At 67.5% G+C, this 23,410-nt stretch carries 26 protein-coding genes, 1 tRNA gene and 1 pseudogene; 16 read left to right on the forward strand and 12 right to left on the reverse strand.

The window, feature by feature from the left end; genetic code table 11:
* Positions 1-111: 111 nt before the first annotated feature.
* The 5 genes from DOS48_RS22960 to DOS48_RS22980 all read left to right on the forward strand — a co-directional run bounded on the left by DOS48_RS22960 (position 112) and on the right by DOS48_RS22980 (position 7,782).
* Positions 112-2,181: a helicase HerA domain-containing protein gene (locus DOS48_RS22960; RefSeq protein WP_127117939.1), complete on the forward strand. Its 2,070-nt coding sequence runs from the start codon at positions 112-114 to the stop codon at positions 2,179-2,181.
* Between the two features lie 68 nt (positions 2,182-2,249).
* Positions 2,250-3,701 carry a lamin tail domain-containing protein gene (locus tag DOS48_RS22965; RefSeq protein WP_127117940.1) on the forward strand — a complete coding sequence of 484 codons (1,452 nt, stop codon included), beginning with the start codon at positions 2,250-2,252 and terminating at the stop codon, positions 3,699-3,701.
* A complete protein-coding gene (locus DOS48_RS22970) occupies positions 3,698-3,997 on the forward strand; it encodes a DUF3006 family protein (RefSeq protein WP_127117941.1) in 300 nt (99 codons plus the stop codon). Before DOS48_RS22965 ends, DOS48_RS22970 begins: the two co-directional genes overlap by 4 nt.
* Before the next feature lie 120 nt (positions 3,998-4,117).
* Complete coding sequence (locus DOS48_RS22975) at positions 4,118-5,599, forward strand: ATPase domain-containing protein (protein ID WP_127117942.1); 1,482 nt, start codon at positions 4,118-4,120, stop codon at positions 5,597-5,599.
* Positions 5,596-7,782 carry a PAS domain S-box protein gene (locus tag DOS48_RS22980; protein ID WP_127117943.1) on the forward strand — a complete coding sequence of 729 codons (2,187 nt, stop codon included), beginning with the start codon at positions 5,596-5,598 and terminating at the stop codon, positions 7,780-7,782. Before DOS48_RS22975 ends, DOS48_RS22980 begins: the two co-directional genes overlap by 4 nt.
* Before the next feature lie 157 nt (positions 7,783-7,939).
* Here the strand turns inward: DOS48_RS22980 and DOS48_RS22985 are convergent, their stop codons facing one another.
* Entirely contained in the window at positions 7,940-8,695 is a 756-nt protein-coding gene (locus DOS48_RS22985; protein ID WP_244629327.1) for a methyl-accepting chemotaxis protein, read from the reverse strand.
* Positions 8,696-8,739: 44 nt separating this feature from the next.
* Here DOS48_RS22985 and DOS48_RS22990 point away from each other — a divergent pair, with 44 nt between their 5' ends.
* From DOS48_RS22990 to DOS48_RS23000, 3 genes and pseudogenes are all read left to right on the forward strand, one after another.
* The gene (locus DOS48_RS22990; RefSeq protein WP_127117944.1) at positions 8,740-8,982 is read left to right on the forward strand and encodes a HalOD1 output domain-containing protein; all 243 of its coding nucleotides are present in this window, start codon (positions 8,740-8,742) and stop codon (positions 8,980-8,982) included.
* A 119-nt stretch (positions 8,983-9,101) separates the two neighbouring features.
* Positions 9,102-10,286, forward strand: coding sequence for an MFS transporter (locus tag DOS48_RS22995; RefSeq protein ID WP_127117945.1), 1,185 nt, complete (start codon positions 9,102-9,104; stop codon positions 10,284-10,286).
* 335 nt (positions 10,287-10,621) lie between these two features.
* Positions 10,622-10,786: pseudogene (locus DOS48_RS23000) on the forward strand (type II toxin-antitoxin system PemK/MazF family toxin); the annotation flags it as partial.
* 1 nt (position 10,787) lies between these two features.
* On the opposite strand, the gene DOS48_RS23005 reads toward DOS48_RS23000, so the two are convergent.
* The 5 genes from DOS48_RS23005 to DOS48_RS23025 form a co-directional block, all read right to left on the reverse strand.
* Positions 10,788-11,081, reverse strand: a complete 294-nt coding sequence (locus DOS48_RS23005) for a chorismate mutase (protein WP_127117946.1) — start codon at positions 11,079-11,081, stop codon at positions 10,788-10,790.
* A gap of 5 nt (positions 11,082-11,086) precedes the next feature.
* Positions 11,087-11,992, reverse strand: coding sequence for a shikimate kinase (locus tag DOS48_RS23010; protein WP_127117947.1), 906 nt, complete (start codon positions 11,990-11,992; stop codon positions 11,087-11,089).
* Positions 11,993-12,090: 98 nt separating this feature from the next.
* Positions 12,091-12,720, reverse strand: a complete 630-nt coding sequence (locus DOS48_RS23015) for a hypothetical protein (RefSeq protein WP_127117948.1) — start codon at positions 12,718-12,720, stop codon at positions 12,091-12,093.
* Positions 12,721-12,722: 2 nt separating this feature from the next.
* Positions 12,723-13,184: a hypothetical protein gene (locus DOS48_RS23020; RefSeq protein WP_127117949.1), complete on the reverse strand. Its 462-nt coding sequence runs from the start codon at positions 13,182-13,184 to the stop codon at positions 12,723-12,725.
* Positions 13,184-14,545 carry a hypothetical protein gene (locus tag DOS48_RS23025; protein ID WP_127117950.1) on the reverse strand — a complete coding sequence of 454 codons (1,362 nt, stop codon included), beginning with the start codon at positions 14,543-14,545 and terminating at the stop codon, positions 13,184-13,186. Before DOS48_RS23025 ends, DOS48_RS23020 begins: the two co-directional genes overlap by 1 nt.
* Before the next feature lie 142 nt (positions 14,546-14,687).
* Here DOS48_RS23025 and DOS48_RS23030 point away from each other — a divergent pair, with 142 nt between their 5' ends.
* The 5 genes from DOS48_RS23030 (at position 14,688) to DOS48_RS23050 (ending at position 17,196) form a co-directional block, all read left to right on the forward strand.
* On the forward strand, positions 14,688-15,146 hold the full coding sequence (locus tag DOS48_RS23030) for a DUF5796 family protein (RefSeq protein WP_127117951.1): 459 nt from the start codon (positions 14,688-14,690) through the stop codon (positions 15,144-15,146).
* 79 nt (positions 15,147-15,225) lie between these two features.
* On the forward strand, positions 15,226-15,576 hold the full coding sequence (locus tag DOS48_RS23035; RefSeq protein WP_127117952.1) for a ferredoxin: 351 nt from the start codon (positions 15,226-15,228) through the stop codon (positions 15,574-15,576).
* A gap of 92 nt (positions 15,577-15,668) precedes the next feature.
* Positions 15,669-15,753 (forward strand) — tRNA-Leu (locus DOS48_RS23040).
* Between the two features lie 239 nt (positions 15,754-15,992).
* The gene (locus DOS48_RS23045) at positions 15,993-16,202 is read left to right on the forward strand and encodes a hypothetical protein (RefSeq protein WP_210755376.1); all 210 of its coding nucleotides are present in this window, start codon (positions 15,993-15,995) and stop codon (positions 16,200-16,202) included.
* Positions 16,203-16,305: 103 nt separating this feature from the next.
* A complete protein-coding gene (locus DOS48_RS23050; RefSeq protein WP_127117953.1) occupies positions 16,306-17,196 on the forward strand; it encodes a DMT family transporter in 891 nt (296 codons plus the stop codon).
* Positions 17,197-17,295: 99 nt separating this feature from the next.
* Here the strand turns inward: DOS48_RS23050 and DOS48_RS23055 are convergent, their stop codons facing one another.
* From DOS48_RS23055 to DOS48_RS23080, 6 genes are all read right to left on the reverse strand, one after another.
* Positions 17,296-18,534 (reverse strand): PAS domain S-box protein, encoded by a 1,239-nt coding sequence (locus DOS48_RS23055; protein ID WP_127117954.1) that lies wholly within the window; start codon positions 18,532-18,534, stop codon positions 17,296-17,298.
* 345 nt (positions 18,535-18,879) lie between these two features.
* Positions 18,880-19,206, reverse strand: coding sequence for a NifU family protein (locus DOS48_RS23060; protein ID WP_127117955.1), 327 nt, complete (start codon positions 19,204-19,206; stop codon positions 18,880-18,882).
* A 180-nt stretch (positions 19,207-19,386) separates the two neighbouring features.
* Positions 19,387-19,806 carry a metal-dependent transcriptional regulator gene (locus tag DOS48_RS23065; protein WP_127117956.1) on the reverse strand — a complete coding sequence of 140 codons (420 nt, stop codon included), beginning with the start codon at positions 19,804-19,806 and terminating at the stop codon, positions 19,387-19,389.
* Entirely contained in the window at positions 19,803-19,961 is a 159-nt protein-coding gene (locus tag DOS48_RS23070; protein ID WP_168654256.1) for a hypothetical protein, read from the reverse strand. Before DOS48_RS23070 ends, DOS48_RS23065 begins: the two co-directional genes overlap by 4 nt.
* Positions 19,962-19,964: 3 nt before the next feature.
* Positions 19,965-20,756, reverse strand: coding sequence for a hypothetical protein (locus DOS48_RS23075; protein ID WP_127117957.1), 792 nt, complete (start codon positions 20,754-20,756; stop codon positions 19,965-19,967).
* 1 nt (position 20,757) lies between these two features.
* Positions 20,758-21,669: a hypothetical protein gene (locus tag DOS48_RS23080; RefSeq protein WP_127117958.1), complete on the reverse strand. Its 912-nt coding sequence runs from the start codon at positions 21,667-21,669 to the stop codon at positions 20,758-20,760.
* Positions 21,670-21,974: 305 nt separating this feature from the next.
* Between DOS48_RS23080 and DOS48_RS23085 the strand changes: the two genes are divergently transcribed.
* The 3 genes from DOS48_RS23085 to DOS48_RS23095 all read left to right on the forward strand — a co-directional run bounded on the left by DOS48_RS23085 (position 21,975) and on the right by DOS48_RS23095 (position 23,381).
* Positions 21,975-22,253, forward strand: a complete 279-nt coding sequence (locus DOS48_RS23085) for an amphi-Trp domain-containing protein (RefSeq protein WP_127117959.1) — start codon at positions 21,975-21,977, stop codon at positions 22,251-22,253.
* Between the two features lie 196 nt (positions 22,254-22,449).
* On the forward strand, positions 22,450-22,992 hold the full coding sequence (locus tag DOS48_RS23090) for a DUF5813 family protein (RefSeq protein WP_127117960.1): 543 nt from the start codon (positions 22,450-22,452) through the stop codon (positions 22,990-22,992).
* A 65-nt stretch (positions 22,993-23,057) separates the two neighbouring features.
* Positions 23,058-23,381, forward strand: coding sequence for a hypothetical protein (locus DOS48_RS23095; RefSeq protein WP_127117961.1), 324 nt, complete (start codon positions 23,058-23,060; stop codon positions 23,379-23,381).
* Positions 23,382-23,410 lie beyond the last annotated feature (29 nt).

A 23,410-nucleotide genomic window follows, 5' to 3' on the forward strand; every position in this document is an offset into this window, starting at 1 on the left:
GTGGCTACGGCATACGTCTTGCGGGTCCGACCCCCTCGAATCGGCCGGTCGTTCCGGCCAGCGACGCCCGCGAGCCGATACTTTATGAGGCGTGCGCTACCTGTCACGAGTATGACCGAGCAGGAGACGATCCACGTCGCGGACGTCAGCGAGGGGATCGGCGGCGACGCGACGGCGGAGCCGGGATCGCCGGTGAAACTCCCGGTCGTCGACGTGCTCACCGGCCGTTCGTTTATAACGGGAAAAAGCGGGTCCGGCAAGAGCAACACCGCGAGCGTCGTCATCGAGAACTTGCTCTCGAACGGCTTCCCCGTCATGATCGTGGACACGGACGGGGAGTACTACGGCTTAAAAGAGGAGTACGAGATTCTCCACGCCGGCGCCGACGACGAGTGCGACATCGTCGTCTCGCCGGAACACGCCGAGAAACTCGCGAACCTCGCCTTAGAGCAGAACGTCCCGATCATCCTCGATGTCTCCGGCTACCTCGAAGAGGAGACCGCGAACGAACTCCTCTTGGAGGTCGTCAAACAGCTGTTCGCGAAGGAGAAGCGCCTGAAGAAACCCTTCCTCCTCGTCGTCGAGGAGTGCCACGAGTACATCCCCGAGGGCGGCGGGATGGACGAGACGGGCAAGATGCTGATCAAGGTCGGGAAGCGCGGTCGGAAACACGGCCTCGGCATCGTCGGGATCAGCCAGCGCCCGGCCGACGTGAAGAAGGACTTCATCACCCAGTGCGACTGGCTCTGTTGGCACCGACTCACCTGGGACAACGACACGAAGGTGGTCGGGCGCATCCTCGGCTCGAAGTACGCGAGCGCGGTCGAGGACCTCGGCGACGGCGAGGCGTTCCTGATGACCGACTGGGACGAGTCGATCCGGCGGATCCAGTTCCATCGCAAGGAGACGTTCGACGCGGGCGCGACGCCCGGACTCGACGACTTCGAGCGCCCGGAGCTCAAGTCCGTCTCCAGCGACCTCGTCGGCGAACTGGAGTCCATCTCCGACGAGCAGGAGCGCCGCGAGTCCGAACTCGCCGACCTCCGACAGGAACTCGACAAACGCGACCAGCGGATCGCCGACCTCGAACGCGAGTTGGAGGAGGCCCGAGACCTGAGCAACATGGCCGACCAGTTCGCGCAGGCGCTCCTCGGGAAGGCCGAGGCCCCGTACCGCGGCGGAACCGGGCGGCCGATGCCCGCTGGCGACGAAGCGGCCGCCGACGGCAGCGCCGACCAATCCGTACTTAAATCGTACGACGAGGCTGTCGCCGCGACAGAACAGAGTGCCAACGACGACCGTACCGAGGGTGCCATCGACAGCGAAGTCGCCGACGAGGACGACACCGTGGTCGAATCGGCGGCCGACGAAGACGACGGCGAGGCCGATACCGACGCCCCCGAGGCGGTCGCTACGAGTACACCCGACGCCGACGCCCCCGAAGAGCCGCCGGTCGAGGACGTGGACCCGGTCACGCGCGCCGACGTAGCCGAGAGCGCGCTCCGCTTCGACGACGCCGTCGAACTCGGCACGCGGGAGGCGGTCATCGAGGAGTTGCGCCGCCGGATCGAGCGACTGCCGGAGCTCTCTCAGGGGATGCTCCGCCACTACCGCCGCGAGGGCGTCAGCGACCCGGTCGCGGCGCACATCGACGCCGGCGGCGACGGCGACTCCGGCCACGCGTACAGCCGTCATCGGCCGATTCGCCGGGCCGGACTGATCCGACACGCGGGCCGGGGACACTACACCTACGCGGTCCCCGACCTGATCCGCGAGGCGTACGCCGACCGGCTCGACGAGGACCGCGTCCAGGAGATTGTGCGGGCCGTCGAGACCGAGTTCGTCCCGCCCGCCGAGCGGAGTTACCCGCCCGACGCCGACCCGGCCGAAGTCACGGACGATCCGGGCGCCGCCGGCGAAATCGGCGAAATCGGCGAGGCCGGCGGAACCGACGAAACCGGCACAACCGACCCGACCGACGCCGACTCCCCCTTCGACGAACTGATCGACGGCAGTGGCGACGCGGAACGCGGAGCGGCCGAGGCCGAGCGGGCCGACGCGGACCGGGCCGAGGCTGAGCGGGCCGACGCCGAGGCGGAGCCGGACCGACGCCGCTCGGGGCTGAGCGAGGCCGCCCGCCGACTGGCGAAGCGCGGAACGAACCGCGACGGCGACGCGTAGGGCCGTTTCGGCGCGTCGCCGTCGCGGCCCTGCGTAACTTTATCTGGTAACGTCGCTCACCTTGGGTGATGAACCGATCTCGACGAGCGTCACACGCGCTCGTCGTCGTCGCCCTCGCCGTCGTGATCGTCCTCGCCGGCTGTACGGGGGCGCCGGTCAGCGACCCGACCGCGACCGACGGCTCGTCCGAGGCGCCGTTGGACGACGCGGCGGAACCGGCGACGGCGAACGGCACGCTCGAAGTCCACTATATAAATGTCGGGCAGTCGGTCAGCACGCTCGTCGTGGGGTCGGGCGGCGAGACGCTGCTCGTCGACACCGGCCACTACAACGACGACGGCGAACACGTCCTCGCGTACCTCCGACGGCACGGGATAGAGCGGATCGACCACCTCGTCACCTCGCACAACGACGCGGACCACATCGGCGGGAACGGGGCCGTCATCGACTACTACGAGACGGAGGCCGACGGGATCGGTGCGATCTACGATCCGGGGATCGCGGCGAGTACGCGCACCTACGGCGAGTACTTAGACGCCGTTGAGGAACACGACGTGACGCTGTACGAGACGCGGGCGGGCGATACGATCCCCTTCGGCGAGACCACCGTCGACGTGCTCGGGCCGCCGGAGCCGTACCTCGAAGGCGGAGACCGAAACGAGAACAGCATCGTTCTCAAACTCACGCACGGCGACACGAGTCTCGTGCTGTCCGGCGACGCCGAAGACGACCAGGAGGCGTATCTCGTCGACGAGTACGGCGACCGGCTGCGGTCGACGGTGCTGAAGGCGGGCCACCACGGGTCGAGCAGTTCCTCGGGCGGCGCGTTCATCGACGCCGTGAACCCGCGGGTCGCGGTCGTCTCCAGCGCGTACGACTCACAGTACGGCCATCCCCACGAGGAGGTCCTCCGGCGCTTCGCCGACCGATCTATCCCGACGTACTGGACGGCGACGCACGGCGACATCGTCTTCGTCAGCGACGGCGCGACCGTCTCCGTGCGCACGCAGCGCGACGCTCCGACGGCCCCGCTGGCGCTCCGCGACGGCGACCCGGTCGAACCCGGAACGAGCGACGGAGTCGCGGAACGGGTCCAGATAACCGGCGGCGAGACCGTCGCCGTCGCCGACGGCGGCAGCGAGACGCCCGAGGGCGGTGCCGACGAGGGGTCGACCGCGGAATCTGACGGGGGGCTCGAACTCGCGAGGGTGAACGCCGACGCCGCGGGCGACGACGGAGCGAACCTCAACGACGAGTACGTCGTCTTCGAGAACGCGGGGAGCGACGCCCTCGATCTGTCCGGGTGGACCGTGGCCGACGAGGCCGACAAACGCTACGTGATCCCGGACGGCGTAACGCTCGCGCCGGGCGAGACGCTGACGCTGTACACGGGAAGCGGCGCCGACACCGACCGCGAACTCTACTGGGGCGCCGGCTCGCCGGTCTGGAACAACGCCGGCGACACCGTGTTCGTCACGACCGAGACCGGCGAGCGAGTCCTCGCGGAGTCGTACGAATGACCCGCATCGACCTCGCCGACGGCGCGTACACGGCGGTCGTCGATTCGGTGGAAGATGGCCTTGCGACCCTCTTTTTCGAGGCGGACGAGGAGACGGTCGGCGACGCCGTCGTCGACGCGGCTCAACTCCCGAAGGCGGGCCGACACGCGGACGCGATCGTGGCCGTCGAAATCGAGGACAACGCCATCGCGACCGCGACGTACGACGCCGAGCGAACCGCGGCCCGCGCGGAGGCCGCACAGGACCGGTTCGACCGGCTGTCCCGCCGACCGCCGGGACGCGACAGCGAGGAGTGAGGCGGGTCGGACGAGGAGGTGGAGACGGCGTCAGTCGACGGCGAGCGAACGCGCTCGGACCGGCCGGACGGGGGAGCGGACCCGTTATTATTATGTGGATTACCCGCATCAAGAACATCTATGACTCCCGATAGTTTGCCGAAGACGCCGTCCGGGACGCCCGGCTTCGATGGCGTCTTGGCCGGCGGCGTCCCAGCGGGGCAGACGACGGTCGTGTTCGGCGGACCGGGGTCCGGGAAGACGATAGTCGCCTTGCAGTTCCTGGCCGCCGGCGACTCCGGGCTCTACGTCGGGTTCGAAGAGGCGGAAGACCAGCTCCGGCGAAACGCCGAGGCGCTGGGAATCGATCTCTCGGACGTTTCGGTGCTGGATTTAAGCCCCGCGGGCGAGCAGTTCTTCGACGACGACTCCTACACCGTCTTCCCGACCGAGGAGGTCGACGGCGAAGAGCTGTTAGGCCAGATCGGGTCGCGGCTCCGGGAGAGCGACGCCGACCGCCTCGTGATCGACCCGCTCTCGGAACTGCGGGCGCTGCTCCCCGACGACTTCCAGTTTCGGCGCAAGGTCGCGGCGCTTTTCAGCGCGCTCACGGAGCGGAACATCACGACGCTCTGTACCGCCCAACTGGGCGACCGACCGGCCGAGGACGACCTCCAGTTCCTCGCGAACACGGTCGTCGAACTCCGGAAGACCACGGAGCGCCGGACCCTCGAAGTGACGAAGTACCGCGGGTCGGACTTCGCGAGCGGCTATCACACCCTGCGGATCCACGCCGGACGAGGGGCGGTCGTCTATCCGAAACTCGTCCCCGGCGACTACCACGAGGACTACGAGCGCACGCAGTTGCCCTCCGACGTCCCGAACCTCGACGACCTGCTCTCCGGCGGCATCCCCCGCGGCTCGGTGACGGTCATCTCGGGCCCCTCCGGCGTCGGCAAGACGACGACCGGCTCGCTGTTCCTGCAGGCCGCCGCGAAGCGGGGCGAGCGGGCCATCGGCTACCTCTTCGAGGAACTGCGCGCGGATTACCTCTATCGGAGCGAGCAGTTGGGGCTGGACGTGCGATCGCTCGTCGACGAAGGTACCCTCGAAATCGAGGAGGTGGAGGCGTTGAAACGGAGCCCCGACGAGTTCGCCACGCACGTCAGGGAGGCGGTCGAAGAGCGCGACATCGAGTTCGTGATGTTAGACGGCGTTACGGGGTACCGACAGGGGCTCCGCGGCGACGACTCCGACGGGGCGTTGACCCGCGAACTCCACGCGCTCTGTCGATACCTGAAGCGCGTGGGCGTGACGGTGGTCCTCCTCGAAGAGGTGTCGTACGTGACCGGGGAGTTCTCGCCGACGGAACACCACATCAGCTACCTCGCGGACAACATCGTCTTCCTCCGGTACCTCGAAGTGGACGGCCGGCTGGAGAAGGCCATCGGCGTGTTGAAGATGCGGTACGGCGACTTCGACAACTCGCTGCGCGAACTGCGGATATCCAGCGACGGCCTCACGATCGGCGGCCCGCTCTCGGAGTACCACGGCCTGCTCACTGGGATGGCTAACCCGGCCAGTCGGTCGGATGACGACGACCCAGGCGACGCCGAGAGATGACGCTGGCTCGTGAGCGCGGTCCGGTTCACCTCGCGTTCGACATCGAGCGCGATCAGAACCGGGAGCTACTCACGGACCTGTTCGCGGCGTTCGAAATCGTCGAGTTCTCCGGGGCGGTTCCCGACGGAACCGACCTCTGTATCGTCGACGAGCGGGCCTTCCAGCGATCGCCGGAGCGGTTCGTCACGTGGAAGGCCGAGGAGGGGTCGCTGTTCGCTCCGGTGGCGGTGCTCTCGGAGCCGACGACCGCCGACCCGTGGCAGTCGTTCGACGAGTCGCTGTTGGCGGAGGCCGACGACATCCTGCAGATCCCCGTCTCGAAGGCCGAGTTCACCTCGCGCATCGAGAAGCTGCTCACGATGCGGGAGTTCACCAGCACGGTGAACGAGCAGAAACAGTTCTCGGAGTTGGTGTTTCAGTCCAGCCCGCTGGCGAAACTCGTCATCGAGCAGGACGGTACCATCGTCCAGGCGAACGAGCGCGCCGGAGAGCTGTTCGACGCCGACCCGGCGAGCATCGCCGGAACGGTCTACAACGAGAGCGACTGGGTCGCCGTCGACGACGAGGGCACCGAGATCCCTGCCGAGGAACTGCCCTTCTCCCGCGTGTTCGAGACGAACAAACCGGTCTACGGACGCGAGTACACGATCAGGCACCCACAGGGCCCCGAGACCAACGTGTCGGTGAACGTGGCGCCGGTTCGGGACGCGTCCGGGTCGATCGAGTACGTCGTCGCGACGCTCGAAGACATCACGGTTCGGCGGGCGCAGTCGGCGCGGCTCGAACGACAGGTGGACCTGTTCCGGCAAGCACAGGAGATCGCCAGCCTCGGGGCGTGGGAGTACGACGTTCAGACCGGTGAGCAGTGGGTGAGCCGCGGCGTCGACCGAATTCTCGGAGTGCAGTCGGCGGCGGATATCCCGATCGAAGAACACTTCGAGTTATACCATCCCACGGACCGCCCGGCCATCCGCGAGGCGTTCGATCGGGCCGTAGAGGAGGGCGAGCCGTACGACCTCGAACTCAGGATCACTCGTCCCGACGGGGAAGAGCGCTGGGTTCGGACCCTCGGCGAGCCGCAAGGCGACGACGGCGAGGTCCTCCGCGTTCGAGGCGCGATACAGGACATCACCAACCGGAAAAAGCGGGAAGTGGAGCGAAAGCGCATGTCGAACGCCGTCGAGAGCGCGCCCATCGGGATCACGCTCAGCGACCCCGACCGCGAGGACAACCCGCTGATATACGTGAACGAGGGGTTCCTCGACATGACGGGGTACACGCGGGAGGAAGCGCTCGGCCGCAACTGCCGGTTTCTCCAGGGAACGGACACGCTCGAAGAACACGTCCGCACCGTCCGCAAGGCGATAGACGCCGAGAAGACGGTGACGGTCACGCTCCGAAACTATCGGAAAGACGGATCGCTGTTCTGGAACCGTCTGACCGTCTCGCCCGTGTACGACGAGGACGGCTCGTTGACCAACTTCATCGGGTTCCAAGAGGACGTGAGCGACCTCATGCAACAGCAGCGACAGCTCGGGATCTTGGACCGCTACCTGCGTCACAACCTCCGAAACTCGTTGAACGTCGTACAGGGACACGCCGAACTCGTCCAGCAGAAGGCCGACCCGCCGGTCGCGGAGTACGGGGCGATCATCGAACGGACCAGCACGACGCTCCTCCAGAACGTGGAGAAGGAACGCGCGATCACGGAACTGCTCCGGTCGCCGCTCAACCCGACGACGATCGAACTCATGCCGCTGCTCCGATCGATCGTCGACGAGTTCGAGGGGGCGTACCCGCACGCGACGGTGTCGCTCTCCGGCCCCGACGACATCTGGGTCGACGCGTTGCCCAAACTGGCGGAGGCGCTCGGGGAGCTCATCGAGAACGCCATCCAACACACCGACAGCGAGTCGCCGACGATCGATGTCGCCGTCAAGGTCGGCGCCGACACCGCTCGCGTGATCGTTTCGGACAGCGGTCCCGGCATCCCGGAGATGGAGGTGAACGTCCTCGTCAACCGAACCGCCGAAAACCCCACCTACCACGGACAGGGGTTCGGCCTGTGGATGGTGTACCTCATCGTGCAACACTCCGGCGGGAACGTGACGTTCGAGGGCTCCGAGGAGGGGACGACCGTCACGGTCGAGTTGCCCCTCGCGGACGAGGACGCGACGGACTGACCCGACTCACACCGAAACCGCTGCGTCGTCGCAGGCGGTCACTTTTAAACGCTTACAAGTCCGGCACGGAGGCGTCCGTGACCGCGCCGGTCCGGTCACCGTGGCACGGTCGTCGTTTTAAAACACCTCCGCGAAGATGGCTCCCCGCGACCGGGAATCAGTCGGACCGCTCCGAGGAGCGGGACGCGGACGCTGCGCCGCCGTCGGTCGCTGCCTGCGTCTGTGGGGTCACCTGAACCGTCATCTCCGTCGTCGTTTCGAACCCCGCCACCTGGTCGTTGAGGTCTCCGGCCAACGCGGAGAGCTCTTGAATCGTCTCGGCGGTCTCCGCGAGCGACGAGGTCTGCTCTTCGGTCGCCGCCGAGACGTTGCTCGCCTCCGCGGCGGTCTGTTCGCTCACGCTCGCCACTTCGTCCACCACCGAGACGACCTCCTCCGTCGAGGCGGCCTGGTCGTCGGTCGCGTCGCTGATCTCTCGGATCCCGCTTTCGGCCTCCTGGACCGCGTCCGCGATCTCGTCGAACATCTCGATCGCGCTCTCGATCGTCTCCGACCCGCGCTCGACGCGCTCGCTCATCTGCTCCATCCCCGCGACGGTCTCCGTCGTGCTTGCTTGTGCGTTCTCGATGCGCGCTTCGACGGCGGCCGTCGCCTCCGACGCCTCCTCCGCGAGCGACTTCACCTCGGAGGCGACGACGCCGAACCCCTCCCCGGCCTCGCCGGCACGCGCCGCCTCGATCGACGCGTTGAGCGCCAAAATGTTCGTCTTCTCCGCGATCCCGGAGATCATCTCGACGATCTCGCCGATCTCATTCATGTCCGCTTCGAGCGCCGCGACCTGTCCGGCCGCCTCGTTCGCCTGCGCTTCGATCGACTCGATCTCGTCGGTCGCAAGCGACGCCGCGTGGCTCACCGTCTGGTTTTTATTATCGTCCGTCGTATGTGTTTACCAGTAGGATGTACGACGATCTCACGACGAGTATCATTGCAGCGATTTCTGAGAGGAAGGACGTCGATCCGAGCGATCTCGAAGTCATTCTCGCCGAACACGTCGATCTACACGCTATCGAACAGCTCGCGAAACACGAGACCAGCACGTGGCAACTCGAATTCGAACTCCCCGAACATACGGTCTCTGTCACGTCCGACGGCGGGGTTCTCGTCGACGGTCAGGAAACACAGACGCAGCCTACTGATTGATCGGTATCCACAATTCAGCACCGTCGTTTCAGACGAACCGCTCGGTGTGACGAGTCCGCCGACGCCGAGTGCCGTCGCAACCACAACGAACTACACCGCCGTCCGGTGACTACTAGGTCATGACTCGCCGTCTGTACGGGGGCCTGCTCGGGATGGTCTTCGTTGTCAACTTCGGGCGCGTCGTCTTTGCGCCGCTCGTCGAGCCGCTCCAAGCCGCGTTTGACGTCGGGCCGGCGACCGTCGGCGCCATCGTCTCGCTCGTCTGGTTCGGCACCGCGCTCCCCCGGCTCCCGCTGAGTTACGTGCTCACGCGCGTCTCCAGGCGACGGGTCGTCGTCGCGTCCGGCGTGATGCTCACCGCGGCGGCCGCCCTCACCGCGTCGTCGCCCGACATCCGGACGTTTCGGATCGGGGTCCTCGCCGTCGGCGTCGCCTCCGGCACGTACTTCGTCTCCGCGGTGCCGCTCATCGGGGAGCTGTACCCCGACCGGGTCGGCAAGCGCATCGGGATTCACGGGACTGCGGCGCAACTCGCGGCCGTGGCCGCCCCGACGGTCGTCGTGTCGGTCGTCGCCGTCACCACCTGGCGGGCCGTGTTCTGGCTGCTCGCGGCCGCGGGCCTCCTGACCACCCTCGTCTTCGCCGTCGGCCTCCGAGGGACCGAACGATCCCCGGAGGCGCCGCCGGCGCGGAACTTCCGCGGCGTGCTCGGCAACTGGCGGGTCGTTCTCACGGGGATGCTGTTTATCAGTGCCGCCGGGTTCGTCTGGCAGGGGCTGTTCAACTTCTACGTCTCCGTGATGCTCGGTCGGGGACTCGATCCGGGGACCGCGAACGCGCTCCTGACGATCACGTTCGCGGCGGGGATACCGGCGTTCTGGGCCAGCGGCGCGCTCGTCGACCGGCTGCCGACGATCCCGTACATCCTCGGACTCGTCGGCGCGTTCACCGCCGGAGTGTTCGGCGTGACCCTGTTCAGCGGCGCGGTCGCGCTCGGCGCGGTGTCGGTCGTCCTCGGTTACACCATCCACGGCCTGTTCCCCGCGCTCGACACCTACGTCCTCTCGGCGCTCCCGGCCGACACGCGCGCCGGTACGTTCGCCGCGTTCAGCGGGCTCTCGATCGCCCTCGAAGCCTCCGGAAGCGGCGTCGTCGGCGCGCTCGTCGAGGCCGGCTACCCGTTCACCACGGTGTTCCGCGGGTTCGCGGGCGGGCTCGTCGTCGTCCTCGTCGTCGCCGCGGGGCTCTACCGACGCGACCGACTCCCCGCGGCCGACCGCGTCACCGGCGCCACTGAGTCGTGAGGCCGTCGCAGCAGCCGTGCGTCGATCGGCTTTTTAAGTCCCCGGCACAAAAAGCCAATTCAGAAATATAACTATAATTAAGTTTGTGCCGCTCCTCTGAGACGTGATTATGAGTACACCAACACCCCCCGGTACCCGACGGGCCGTGTCACATGGTACCGTTAGTCGTCGGCGCCTCCTCGCGGCGAGCGGTGCCGTCGCGGTCGGCTCGCTCGCCGGGTGCCTGCATCGAGTTGCGTCGACGGTGACGAACACGGGCTCGTCGCCCGCGGCGGTCTTCGCGGGGACACAGGCGGCGAGCGTCGGCGAGTTCGTCGTGGGTGAGCCGCACGTGAGTCGACGCGGACGGGTCACCGCTCGAAAAGGATTCGTCAATCCGGCTCGACCAGATTCGGACCGTCTCGGTTCCGGAACGGATTCACTCGGTCGTCGGTTCACTCGACGGACCTACGATGGCTGAAGTCGACGAGGCGTTACAGCTAAGTCTCGGCCTCGACTGAGCTACCGGCTCTCTCTTTGCTCGACCTTGTTCAGTTCGATCAGCAGGCGGAAGATCGCTTTCACGAGGTTCGCGTCGACGTCGAAACGCTCGGCGTTCGCGCCGGCGCGCTCCATCACGCGCTCCTCTTGGCCCTCGTCGGTCGTCGGGAGGTCGCGCTCTTCTTTCACGGCCGCCACCGTGTCGGCGACGTAGGTTCGGCGCGCGATCAGTTCGACGATCTCCTGATCGATGTCTTCGATCTCTCGGCGCAGTTCGTCCAGACTCATCTCTTCGGGGTTCGGTGTTTCGCTCATAGGGTTCACTCTCCGCTGACGGCAGCACCGTCGTTTCTGGTCGTAGTCTCTCGCAGCGTGCCGGGGCGCTCGCCCCACGCGTCGGCGACCGCGTCGAGGTCGGTGTCGGGGTCGGTCGGGTCCGCGACGGCGACGACGCTCGGACCGGTGCCCGAAAGCGACACCCCGGTCGCGTGGGGCATCGCCTCGACCGCGGGGTCGGCGTCGAACCCGAGCGCGGCCGAGAAGGCGAGCCCGTTGACCGTCATCGCCTCGGCGTAGCGCCCGTCGAGCGCAAGGTCGGTCACGAGGTCGGCCATCGGCGCGACGGCCTCACAGCGCGCCACGTCGGCGTCGGCGCTGTAGGCGCGCTCGGGCGGGGTCCACACGAGCACGTCCCAGTCGACGGCCTCCCGCGAGCGCAGTTCGTCGGCCCCGTTGTCGGTGACGGTGACGCCGCCGAGCATCGAGGCTGTCGCGTCGTCGAACGCCCCCGTGACCGTCACGCCCGCCTCGCGGGCGGCCCGCACGCCGAGCCGGCAGGCCTCGATTCGGGTGACGTCGACCGCCGGGGCCGCGTCGCCGGCCTCGTCTCCCACGGTCAGCCCGAGCGCGTCGCAGGTCGCCAGCACGGTCGCGTTGGCCGCCGCGCTGGAGCTTTTCAGTCCCGCCGCGAGCGGTACGTCGCTGTCGGTTCGGACGGCCCCGCCTTCGCCGTCGCCCCATCGCTCGGTCGCGAGCGCGACGCAGCGCTCGATCAGCGCGGTGTCGGCGTCGGGGGCCTCGCTGATCCGTCCGTCGACACCGTTCGCGTCCGGGTCGAGCGTCACCGTTGCGCGCGTCTCGACGTCGATACCGAAGGCCGCGCCGGTACCCGTCGCGAGCGCGTTCGACACGGTTCCCGCGCCGAGCGCCGCTGCGCGTCCCTCCATGCACTCACGGCTCGCGAGCGCGGACAAAGAGGTAGCGATCACGGCGAGTCTCTCGATGACGAGAGGGGCGGGGAGCCGCCCCCTCGCCTCGCGGGGGTTTAAACCGGCTCCGCCCGGCGAACGGCGGCGTCGACCTCGTACCAGTCCGGGTGGGCCCGCGCCGCACTCGCCGAATTCCGGAAGGTGATGTCGACGACGAACTGCTCGGTGCCGTCGACGAAGCGGTCGTCCGACGTGTACTGCTGTCGGACGTACGTCTCGCCGACCGCCTCGCGCTCGGAGGAACTCGGCCGCGTCGCGTAGGCGTCCACGCGGAACAGCACGGTTCCGTAGGTGAACCGCCCGCGGTTCTCGACGGTGAACCGCGCCCGGACCGTCGTCTCGAACCCGTCCGTCGTCACCTCGAAGATCTCGGTCGCGGTCACGACGAGCCCCGACCCGTCCGGTCCGACCGACTCCGGGACGGACTCCTCGTCGGACTCCCCTTCTGACTGCGCGGCTGGCTCGTCGCCGTCCGACAGCGACTCGGTGGCGCCGTCCGTCTCGGCTCCGCCGGCGTCGGCTTCGCCGGCCCCTGTCTCCCCTCCCGTCCCGTCGGCGGAGCCCTCGCTCGACTCCACGAGGCAGCCGGCGAGCAGCGCGGGAACGGTCGCCGCCAGGAGCCGTCGCCGGCCGACGGCGGGCGTCGAGTTCGCGTCTCGGTCACGGGGGCGTAACGGGTCCGTCATCGTCACCCCGTCACCGACCCGAGAACCCCGGTCACCGCGCCGACGACGGCGGCGACGACCGCGGTCGTGAGAAGCGATCCGAGCGCGTCCGCGATGCCGTGCGCCTGCGTCGCCGCTTCCCCCTGCGACGCGACAACGAGGACGACGACGACGAGCCCGTAGATCACCGCGCCGACGCCCGCGCCGACGCCGCAGGTCGTCGCCGCCTCGGTGGCGCCGTAGGCTCGGGAGCCGACGAGGACGCCGAGGACGCCGGCCAGAACCGGCGCGAACGCCAGCGCGGAAGCGGTGACGGCGAGGTACGACTGGGCGACGAACACCGGGCCGAACCGCGCGGTCTCGCCGGTGGCCGCGGTGACGAGCGCGGCCTCCGCCCACCCCGTCGTCGCGGCGGCGGCGAGACCGACGCCGACGCCGATGACTGCGAACACGCCCGCCGTGAGACCGATTCCGTTTCCGTCCATCAGACGACCACCCACCCGTCCGCGAGCGGACCCTGCCAGCCGGCCCGTTCCTCCCAGGCGTCCCCGGAGAAGCCGGTCGCGAGCACGAACTCGCCGGCCTGTACCGCGTAGCCGTACTGTATCCCGGCGTGGTCGTCGTAGCCGTACCGCTCGCCGTCAGCCTCTTGATGATAGACCCGGTGCCACCGCGTCGGCCCCTGACTCGATTCGGACCGGCTCGCGTCGTCGGCACCCTCACCGTCGCCCCCGGTCGTCGCGTTGCCGGAGAAGTCGGAGCCGGCCGCGGTCGCGTCGGGGTCGATCGGCGCCCGCCCCTCGGTCGCGGCGTCGCCGAGGGCGGCTTCGAGGCGGTCGCTCGCGATCCGTGCGTTCGGGTACCGCTGGACGTACAGCGTCACGCCGTCGAGTTCGTGGGCCCACCCGGTGAACGTCTCGGTCGGTCGGTTGCCGGCTTCGGGCCGCGTCGCGAACGCGACGAACAGCTCTTCGGTCCGGTCTGCCGACCGCGGTATCGGGCCCAATCGCGCGCGCAGTTCCCTGCGGCGGGCGCCGTCGAACGCCGAGCCGTACACCTTCGGAATCCGGGCGCGATCGTACTCGTCGGTGTCGTACGGCTCCCGCGCGACCGTCGCGAAGCCGCGGTTCGCGAGCGCCAGTTCGACGAACGCGTCGTCGAGGGTCTCCTCGCGCTCCTCGGTGTCCCTCGGGAGCGGGTACAACAGCCGATTCAGCAGTCGGTTGTGGATCAGGTCGCGGGAGAACGCCGCGTCGACGTAGAGGCCGGTCGCCATGCCCGCGAAGCCGCGCCGCATCCGCGACAACTCCTCTAAGAAGCGGTCGACGTCGCCGCGCGGGGCGAACGTCCGCAGCTTCTCGACGTGGCGTTCGGTGCGCGAGGCGAGTCGCGAGCGGGGGTGAAAGTGCGGCCCTAACGCGTCGGCCGCGGTGTCGGCGGCCGCGAGGCCGACCGCTTCGAGCCGGTCCGCCATCTCCACGCGCACCGCGTCGCCCGCGTCGGCCGCCTCGCTGACGGCGTCGATCTCGGTGAGAACCGTCTGAACCGCCTGCTGGTACGTCTCGACGGCCGACGGGTACTCGCTCGCGAACCACACCACGTCGTCGACGACGTTCCGGGTCGCGGTTGCGAGCGCCTCGTTCGGCACTCGGTCGGCGTCGCCGTCGTCGACGGTCTCACCGGGGTCGTCGTCGCTTCCTTCGCCGCCGTCTCCCCCGTCGTCGACGGCCGGCGGGTCCGGCGCGGCCGCGTCGGGATACTCGACGCCTTGGACGCCGAGACACCCCGACAGTCCGGCGACTGCGGCGGCGCCGACGCCCAACAGTCCCCGTCGCGTCCGTTGCATGAGATACTCTCCCGCCGGAGAGAACTTAAATGTACCATCCCTGACGGTCGGCTCGCGCCCGGACACCGCACCACGACGCTGGGGTCGGGCGGGGCGTCCGCCGAACGCGTCGCTTTTGAGGCGCGCGCACCGAGTGACTCGCATGTCAGCACCCTCACGCAGCGACGTCCCTCCCACGTCGATCGGTATCGACCTCCGCGAGGAGGGCGTCGTCGTCGAGTACCTCGACGGGCGAACCACGCTCTACCGCGGGGTCCCGGACGCCGCCGAGGGGTCGGTGACGGCCGGCCCCGGTAAGGAGACCCACGTTCTCGTCACCGATCCGACCGAGACGGAGGGCGTGATGACGTACGTCAACGACTACAACACCGACGACGAGATTCTCGAAGACTCCGGCGTCGGCCGGGTCATGGTCGACGACGGCGACCGCGACGAGGTGTTCCCCGGCGTGATCGTCGGCCGCGAGGGGCAGCGCAACGAAGTGATAGCCGACCCCGAAATCGCCGGCGGCCGCGTGTTCGTCTTCGTCGAAGACGGGTGGACGGAACGGAGCTACGAGATCGTCGAGGCGCCCGAGGACGGCCTCGACGCGTATCGCTGATCGCGGCGCGGGCGGCGCGAGAGGCCCACCGGCTGAAAACGACCGACAGAGGAAAGGCCGGTCGGCGCCGATCGCCGGTATGAGCGACGAGGCGGACGCCGACGGTGAGGTGCTGCGCGCGAGCGATATCGGGGGCGAGGGGCCGCCGATCGAGGAGAAACCGTACAAGATCGTCTTCGAGGCAAACAAATGCTTCGGGGCGGGCAAATGCGCCGAGGTCGGCGACAACTGGGAGATGGACATCCAGAGCGGCATGGCCAAACCGCGATCCTACTACATCGGCGAAGACGAACTGGAGGAGAACGTCCGCGCCGCCGAGGTGTGCCCGGCGAAGAAGGAGCGCGGCGTGATTCACGTCGTCGATCGCCGGACCGACAAGGAGATCGCCCCGAACCCGCACGGTGACGGGACGCTCTCGGTGGACTGGTAGACGAGACCGGTCCACGCGAGCGCGTTTCACCCGCGGTGTGCGGCACCGACATTCGAAAGGGGTTTGACCCCGCCGCGGGTATCCAGATTCGAGCGGGGGTGGCTGAGCCTGGCCAAAAGCGGCGGACTTAAGATCCGCTCCTGTAGAGGTTCGAGGGTTCGAATCCCTTCCCCCGCACTCCTGCGGCGAGCATCTCGCGAGCCGCAGGTGTCTGATTAGGAATGGTTTCGAACCCAGAAAGTCGCAGCCCGGACCGGCGAGCGAAGCGAGCCGCACGCCCGGACCGTCTTTCGTTGGTTCGAATCCCTTCCGCCGCATTCTCGCTTCGCTCACACGTCATGAGCGCCGCGGATCGAGTAGAGTTGGCAGTATATAAAGGACAAAAATCATATGTCGATTTGCCAAGTGTCCACGGTGTGATCAATTACAACCTGTCGCTTCGAGCGCGAACCGCGTTAGCGGTCTGGGGGCTCGGAGTCATCGTCGTCGTCCGTGCTGCGTTCGAGGTGTTGGCAGTCTCGAGTACGGAGTTCGCCGCATTCACAGCCGCCGTCGTCATCGGATCGTTTTACGGCGTGTTCATGCCGCTTTGGCGACGGTTCCCTCAAGAGTGGCGACGAGGCTGAGACTCGCTTTTTCGTCCGAGTTCGTCCCGAGCGCGGGTTCGGAGACTCCGACAGCCGGGGCGGTTCGACGCATATTTCGCGGTCGGCGGCGACTCTCTCGTGAATGAGTCGCTACCGGACGGCTGGCCGCTTCTTGTTGCTCTGTGCGGTCTGGGGGACGGCGTTCATGGCGACGGACGTCGGCCTCGCGGACCTCCCCGCGGTGCCGTTCGCCGCCGTGCGCTTCGACGTCGCCGCCGTGCTGTTGTTCGCCGCCGTGTTCGCCTCCGGGGTCGACGTCCGTCCCCGGACGCGGGACGACTACGTGTACGTGCTCGTCGGCGGCTCCCTCATCATCGGCGCGCACCACGCCTTCCTGTTCGCCGGCCAGCGACACGTCACCGGCGGCGTCGCCGCCGTCCTCTTGGGGCTCGTCCCCGTGGTGACGCCCGCACTCACGCGACTCGTCTCCACGGACGAGGAGTTCACCCTCGCCACCGCCATCGGCGTGGCGCTCGGCTTCGTCGGGGTCGTCGTTATCGCCGATCCGGACCCCGCGAACCTCGCCGACAGCGTCGTCGGCGTGGCGCTCGTGCTCGCGTCCGCGCTGGCGTTCGCCGTCGCCGCGGTCGTCACCCACAGCCGGTCGCCGTCGATGCCATTTCTCTCGACCCAGGCGTGGGTGATGGCCGTGGGCGCGGTCGTCCTCCACGTCGCCGTGCTCGCGCTGCCCGGACAGTCGTTCGCGGCCGCGACGTGGACGCCGTCCGCCCTCGGGGCCGTCGCGTACCTCTCCGCGGTCGCCGGCGTCGGCGGCTTCCTGCTGTACTTCACGCTCCTCGACGATCTGGGCCCCATCGAGATGAGCTTCATCGAGTACGTCATTCCCGTGTTCGCGGCGCTGGCGGGGTGGATCGTGCTCGGGCAGCAGGCGACGCCGGCGACCGTCGTCGGGTTCGCGTTCATCCTGGCGGGATTTCTCGCCGCGAAGTGGCGAGCGCTGCGTGGGATCTGACGCGCGAGGTCCGCCGTCGTCGGTGGAGGCTTCCACTCTGCGGTGAAGGCCTTCCGGTTCGACTGGTGCTCTGTCGACGACGCGGTCGCGCTGTCAAACCTACTTGCGCCGCGACGGCAACCGGATCACGATCCGAGTGCCACCCCACGCGCTCTCGTCGACGACGAGGGTTCCGTCCGAGTTTCGCACGATCCAGCGAGTCAACCAGAGGCCCAGCCCGTTGCTGTGATTGAGCGGCGTTTCTTTCTCTGCCGTCAGTACCTCCCGTTCGAATTCGGGGAGCCCCGGGCCGTTGTCGGCAACGCTCACCGTGGTCTGGTCGCGGGCGGACTCCCGACTCCTCGACACGGTAATATCCACGAGCGGGGCGTCGGCGTCGTTGTGCTCGACGGCGTTGTCTAAGACGTTGTCCAGCGCGTACGGGAACAGCGTGTGAGCCATGACGGACGCCGACTCCGGAACCGTCATCTCGATCTCCGCGTCCGCAAACTCCCGTTGCAGCCGGTCCGCGCGTTCTCTTATCACGCGTCGTAGATCAACTGTCGTCAGTTCGCTCTCGCTTTTGTCGCGCAGCGTTTCGATGTACCGCGCGGCGTTGCTCAGTTCGACGATGTTCGAGAGCCGGTCGTCCATCACCTGGATATGTTCTGTCCCTTCGGTACCGCCTTCGGCGAGCAGATCGAGGTGCCCTTGGATTATCCCCACGTCGTTGCGGATGTTGTGTCGCAGCACCCGGTTGAGCACGGCGAGCCGCTGTTCGCGCTGTTTCTGTTCTGTGATATCACTTATCACAAACGTCGCGCCCTCAAATCCCTCGCCACGCTCGTGAAACGGGGACGCCCAAATACGGACGTCGAGAGCCGAGCCGCTTCTGTGACGATGCAGCGTCTCGATTCCGGTGAGTTGGCTCCCCTCTCGTAACTGCGTCAAATGCGCCGCCATCTCCTCGGGGGAGTCCGCGAGCACGTCGGGATACGACCGCTGCTGGACTTCCGACTCGCTCCAGCCGAATATTCGTTTGGCGCCGTCGTTCCACAATTCGATCTGGCCGCGCGCGTCGACGGTGAGAATCGCAACGGGCGCCGCCTCGACGACGGTGGCGAACCGGTCGAGGAGCTGTTCTATCGCCGCCGTCAGCACCCCGACCTCCTCTTCGGTTTCGAGGTGACGGTCGAGACCGCCCACCACTTCGGCGAAGAGGTCTTCTGCCAGCGCTTCCCTGTCGGTCTCTGAGTTGTATTGGTACGCGTCTAACAGGGCCGTCTGCGCCTCCGAGTGACCCTCCTCGGCGAGGGTTCGGAACAAGATTCCGACGAGTTGCTCGACGTGTTCAGACATTTTAGGTAGACCTAAAATAGCGTTCTATTTAATAACTTCAGTTCAATCCTCTCGAAAAGCGGCATCGTCCACCTCGCAGAGTAGTGCGAGGAGAGGGAACGTGACGATGATTCCGGCTCGGCACGTTCGATACCCGACCAAACCGGTCGGGTCGGACGGTCTCTGAGTCGTGGTGCCGGTGGTCCGCGGCCAGCGAGCGACCGGGGGCGACCGACGAACGGACGAGACCCCCGTGACCGTCTCGGACTCGTGTCAGAAGCGCCCGCGGAGTGAGCGACCTGCCTCGCGAGGGAACCCGCGGACGGATTGCCGCGTGGATTGCACTCGGCCAAAAGCGGTGGCCGTCTAGAACGGCGGACTGTAGTCTTTGTACTCGTCCATCTCGTCCATCTCGTCGGTCTTCGAGGGCATCACCGCGGCGTTCGGTCCGCCGGACCGGACGACCTCGACCGACTCGAGACCGTCGACGCTGTCGGGGAGTCGACGCTCGATGGCCTTCATCGTCATCGGGGCGATACCGCAGCCCGAACAGGCGCCGCCGATCGCGACCGTGGCGGTCCCTGCCTCCTCGTCGATGTCGCGGATTTCGAAGTTGCCGCCGTGTTGTTGAATCTGGGGCACTTCGTTGCTCAGGTAACTACGCGTCTGTCGTTCGAGTCCTTCTGCGCTCATTACGCCTTCAGGTTGGAATCACAGTGACATAAATTTATGCTGTTTGGTCCACCTAAAACCAGTTTCTCGGGGATTCTTTATTGACTTCTCGAATTTAGGCCCGAATTGGATTCACAAATAGCCAATTTTTCGCATCGCCTAAACTCCCCGCTCGGTCGTGAGGTTCGTCCGTCGACTGCGCTAGCGGCGTTCCTCGTCGGACCCTTCCGAGGCGCTCTCGCTGTCAGCGGGTGACGGTGCGTCCGTCTCCGCGAGCAACGTGTCTGCGAGCCGTTCCGCAACGTCCGGACTCACGAGCCCGGCCAGTTCCATCGCTTCCGCTTCGTAGTCGTCGAGCTCCAGAACGCGTCGGAAGAACCACGACAGTGCCACGTACGCCTCGTGCAGTTCCGTCGCACGTTCGCGTCCTGCATCGGTCAGCGTCACGCCTTCGTAGGCCTCGTACTCGACGAGTCCGTCCGCGTCGAGTCGCTGGAACGTCTCGGTGACGGTCCCCGGCGAGCGGTCCAGCGTGTCGGCCACGTCGCTCGTTCGAACCGGCTCGTCGTCCCGGTGGTCGAGAATGTATACGGCCAGCAGGTACTGTGCCGCCCCGCTCATCGCTCGTCGGACTGCGCCCGTGAGACGGTGCAGTCGGTCGGTTCGCCGTCGGTCGCCTCCGTAGAGTCGTCAGCAGCACCACCTTCGGAGCCGAACAGAGACCGGTACACCCATGCCCAGGCGTTCGCCCGCTGACGACGTGCGCTGTCCCGCATCGGTCAGGCCCTCCGAACCACGTGGTCTCGCACGGCGCGTTGACACTCCCGTAGCGTTTCCTCGAGTGTCGCGACCGTCGCCAACACGGGATAGTCGACCGGGAACTCTCGATACAGGTACTGAGTGAGGCTTCGGTGACGGACACCGGCGTCGAGACCGTTGTTCGTCGTCCCCGCGAGGAACCGCTGTCGGTTGCGAGCCACGTCTCCACAGGCGTCGCGGTGCGCGGCCAACGTCTGGTGACGCTGTCGGAGCGCGTCGAACCCGTCGACGGTTAGCGGCGTCTCGTCGGTCTCGGCGATCCAGCCGGTGATTTCGCCGACCGCGGCGCCGGCCTCCTCCAGGTCCGCCTCCTCGCGTTCGAGTGCGCTCTGTAACGCCGTTGCTTCCGACTGCCGAGACTGCGCCTCTGTGAGGACCATCCGTTTGAGTTCGGGCGTAAACGAGGCGTCGGTCGTCGGGGCCAGAGCCACGGCGATGGGGTCGGAAAGCTCCTGCCGGATCGTTTCTAGCAGGGATTCGGTTCCCTCGACGTGTGTAACGCTGTGGGGGCGAACGGTCTCTGCGAACGCCGTCCGGACGGCTCGACAGCGGTCGGGGCCGGAGGCGTTCACCGAGGGGGACGCGACGCCGGCGGTCGCGGTGAAGCCCGGAGCCGACGACGGCGTGCGATCGGCGTGTAGCTCTCGGATGCGCCGGATGAACGCCTCGTAGCCGTCTAACAGGTCGTCGCTGGCCGCTTGCTCGGTGCGAACGCGTGCTTGCGCCTGCTCGATGTAGGTCTCGACGGCCATCTCACGCCACCCCGTCTATCGGAGCGCTCACGAGCCCGCCGTGTGCGCCCGTGTCGCCGCGGACGACCGTGAGCTGCCACCCCTCGTCGACGGTACGCACCGCAACGGACCGCGGAGGCCGTTTCGCCTGGTTCCGGTAGAGTTCGAGCGTCAACGGCAACACCGGGAGCCGGTCGTTCTGCGCCGAGAGTGCGTACCCCGAGACCTGCACGACGACGGGGCCGGTCTCGCCGTCGCGTTCACCCGCGTGCGGCGGGCGGGTGTAGCTCTCGAGGAATCCGTGCCGCTTGAGCGCTTCGAGCGTCCCGTCGAGCGAGCCATCACCGTCGGTCTGTGTCTCCAGCCGAACCGCGGCGTCGGCGAGGACTTCGGCCTGGTCTACCGGAGACAGGCGCTCGTCAAGCTCGCCGGCGAGACTCTCAAGCAGGCACAGACAGAGCTCGTCGAGGTCGCCGACCCTCTCTGCGAGTTCGAAGTAGGTGTCCATCACGGCGCGCTCGACGCTGTCGTACCCCGTCTCGGGGAGCGACTCGAACACCGCACCGGCGACGCGGTGACAGAACTCGACGAGTTCGCGGCGCTCCGGCGTGGTGTTCTCGGTACACACGGACTGATGGCGCTGTGGGGTCTCGCTCTCCGAGTTCCGGCCCGGTGTCAACACCCCGTCTCGGGGCGACTCCTCGCAGACGATCAAGTCGTAGAAGGGGACCTGCGGGTCGTAGCGTCGCAGCGCCGAACGATACTGCTCGGTCGCCCGAGCGGCGGCCCGCGCAGTCGCCCGGTCCGGGAACCGACTGCCGGTCGCCGGCACCGGCCGGTCGCCAGTACGGCCGCAGGCGACGTAATACCGGCCGTCGCTGGTGGCCAAGGTCTCGATGTGCTCCCTGATATCGACGAGTGTTGGACCAACCATCGTCACCGGTCAGGTCTGTCTGTTGGGTTCGAAACGGGTTCGCCGTGTCTGTTGCATATAGTTTAGGCCGGCCTAAAAGTATAAAAATCCGTTGCCTTTTGATCTGCCTAAAACGGAGGGCTGCGTGACAGATAGCCTTTCCGCCACCGGCGACCCGTTTCGTTGCGTCGGGTCGTCGGCCGACGAACCGCTCGCGAACCGCCTCACGCGCTCGTGCGGGTCGACACGGGCGAGCCCGTCGGAGCGCAAGGCCAGCGTTTCAGACGCATGCATAACCTCAATATCTCGAACCCCCTCTCTGGGGTATGCCCGAAGAGACGCTATTCGAATTCGAGCGAGACATGACCGCCGCCGATGTCGCAGCGTACCTGCGAACCGTCGCGGACCGCCTCGACTCCGGTTCCGAGTTCACGCTTGAGGCCGGTACCGAGTCGGTGACGCTCACTCCGCCGGGACGCGTCGCGTTCGAGATCGAAGTCGAACGAGAGACGTCGAAGTCCGGATCCGCTTCGGAGATCGAACTCGAGATCGAACTGGAGTGGGACGAAAGCGCGGGCGACGCCGGCGACCTCAGCATCGAGTGAACTGCCCCGGAACCGGTGCCGGGCCGTATAAACCAGCCCGCACGCCGAGCCGAGGGTGGAGCCGGCCCGCGGGCGACGCTTTGACTACGGCCGACGATCGATCCCCGGTCGGCGTGGGTTGCAAACGGCGGCCGGAACGCGGCCCGGCGAGCCCCGACACAACGCGTTTTTACTCGCGTGACGCCACTGTTCGAGTATGAGCGACCGCGAGAGCGAGGCCGAAGGCGGGACCGGAGCCGAGGGAGACGCCGAACTTCCCGGCCGCGTGCGCCGCGCGTTCGCCGACCACGGCTCCTTCGAGTCCGCCGGCGACGACGTGTGGACCGCAGAGACGACCCCGTTCGACGCGTCGGTTCGCGCCGAACCCGCCGCCGACGGCCGAACGCAGTTCACCGTGCGGGTCGAGGTGCCGACCCTCTCGGCGACCGCGGCCGACGAGATCGCGGACGTGGTCGAAGCGGGCTGGGCCGAGACGTTCGAGCTCCGCGTCGTCGACGTCGGGGGCGTGACCCGCGGCGACCACGAGTTCGATCCGAGCGTCACCGTCGGCGACGACGCGATCGAGGTGGCGTTCGAACTGACGGACATCAACGAGCGGCGGGGCGTCAACGACGCCGGCGCGCTGATCGACTTCGTGGAAGGAACCTACGTCCAGGGCGTCATCCCCGGCTACGAGTACACGGCGCCGCTCACGGGACTGATTAACGCGGCCCGCCAGCAGGGAGACACCGGCTTCTGAGTCGGCGGGCGACTGACGCGTTCGCCGGCCGATAGGGGCAAATGCCGGGAGCCCGTACGAGGAGTATGCTCGCGTTGTTCGGGTTCGTCAGCCTGGCCGCACTCGTGGTCGTTCACACGGTGATCGCCGGGGTGGCGACCCGCTTTTTCCGGCTTCGACTGAACACGTCGTGGGGGTCGATCGTGTACACGCTCGTGTTGACTCCCATGTTGCTGTTGATTTCGATGTTGGTGTTCGCCGGCGTCCTCAACGTCGGCGCCGGGATCAACCTCGGCAGCCCGACGCTCGTCATCGCGCTGCTCGTCGCGCTCCCCGCCGTCCTCGGGGCGACCATCGACTACCTCTACGTCCCCTCGCCGGACGACGTGGAGCTCCCGGACACGAACTAACCTCGGCGACGCGGCGACGACGCGCCCCG

The organism is Halorubrum sp. PV6, assembly GCF_003990725.2.
Classification (GTDB): domain Archaea; phylum Halobacteriota; class Halobacteria; order Halobacteriales; family Haloferacaceae; genus Halorubrum.